This window comes from Agathobaculum hominis (assembly GCF_014288055.1).
GTDB lineage: Bacteria > Bacillota > Clostridia > Oscillospirales > Butyricicoccaceae > Agathobaculum > Agathobaculum hominis.
The window spans coordinates 1-1,680 of record NZ_JACOPK010000018.1 but is presented as its reverse complement, the minus strand read 5'-3'; the positions used below and the strand labels follow the sequence as shown (position 1 = coordinate 1,680).

General features: G+C 50.0%; 1 protein-coding gene. It reads left to right on the top strand.

Going from position 1 to position 1,680, the window contains the following annotated elements; translation table 11 throughout:
* The first annotated feature begins 329 nt into the window (after positions 1 to 329).
* Positions 330 to 1,556, top strand: coding sequence for an IS110 family RNA-guided transposase (locus tag H8S02_RS12355; RefSeq protein WP_186970776.1), 1,227 nt, complete (start codon positions 330 to 332; stop codon positions 1,554 to 1,556).
* Positions 1,557 to 1,680 lie beyond the last annotated feature (124 nt).

The window sequence follows — 1,680 nt, the reverse complement described above, 5'->3', positions numbered from 1 at the left end:
CTCGTATAATAAGTTAAAAGTAAATAGTTTCAGGTATCAGCAGGCTTTGAGGTGCCCGTGATACAATAGCTGTAGGACAGCAGGGTCAAGTTCTTGGACCTCCAGTTGAGCCGCAAGGCTGCTTCATTGTAAGTCCGTTCCCCTGAGCCGGAAGTTAGCTGCAAACTCATTGGCTGTTTGCCAGAACGCAGGCCGCCCTTTCAGCAGTGAGGGCTATCGCATTGGCCGGTTCTGGAATGATTCTGATACGCGAGGTTGCGGATGCTCCGGTTATCATGGGTATCTCAAAGCCTGCTGGCCTGAAATCTCCATGTGGGGAGGTGAAAATTATGAATCCATTATTCGTTGGCATTGATGTGAGCAGCAGGAATAATGTTGCCTATTTAATGAAGCCGGACGGCAGCAAGCACTCCAGCTTCTCCGTGCAAAACAACCTTGGCGGTGCTAAAATACTCTCAGAGAGAATCGTGTCGGCACTGGAATCTGTTCCGCTCAGCGATTTGGTAATTGGTCTGGAAGCTACCTCTATCTACGGGGACAGTCTTGTCTATGCACTCCGTGAGGATGGCAGCTTAGGCCGATTTCAGAGGAAAATCCATGTTCTGAACCCAAAGCAGGTTCGAAAGTTCAAGGAAGCCTATCCTGACCTGCCAAAGAACGATTGGGTGGATGCCTTTGTGATTGCCGACCATCTCCGTTTCGGCAGAATTGCCAAGGAGGTCTATATGGACGACTATCGCTACCAGGCGCTCAGAACGCTTACCCGATCCAGATTTGACATTATTCAGAACCTGACCAGAGAAAAACAGCGGTTTGCCAACTATCTGTTCCTCAAATGCTCCGGTATCGCGCAAGCTAAGGATATTCAGAATACCAGCGCCACTACCATCGCGCTCATGGAACGATTTGAAACAGTGGACGACTTGGCTAACGCTGATCTGGATGAACTGACTGCTTTTATTGCCGAAACAGGACGAGGTAGATTTGCTGATCCAGATGCTGCTGCTAAAGCAGTGCAGGCTGCGGCCAGAGGATCTTACCGGCTGCCTAAGACGGTGAACGACACTGTAAATCAAGCTATGGCCGTTTCTATCGCTTCTATGCGGGCATTGAAGGAGCAGGTCAAGGTGCTGGACAAAGCCATTGAGCAGCAGTTTGAGATCATCCCGAATACATTGACCTCCATCCCTGGCATTGGCAAAGTCTACTCCGCCGGTATCATCGCTGAAATTGGCGATATCCATCGGTTTGATTCTCAAGCCTCGGTTGCTAAATTTGCCGGTCTTGTCTGGCACAGAAATCAGTCCGGTGATTTTGAAGCCGAACATTCTCAGATGATCAAATCTGGCAACCGCTACCTCCGCTACTACCTGCTGGAAGCCGCCAACTCCGTGAGAAGATGCGACTCCGAGTTCCGGCGCTACTATGACCTCAAATTCAAAGAGGTCAACAAGTACCAGCACAAACGCGCACTCGCCTTAACTGCCAGAAAACTGGTCCGGTTGGTCTTTCGACTGCTGAAGGATAACCGCCTGTATATTCCGCCGGAGGACTGAGCGTACCGCCTGCCGCTCTGATGAACAGGCCCTGTTTCAAAATTGGAAGAGGCAGGGCTTGGGTAGGTGTTGCCTTTTTACGGCCGGTACGGTGTAGTTGCACTGTTTTTCTTCAAATTTTTTT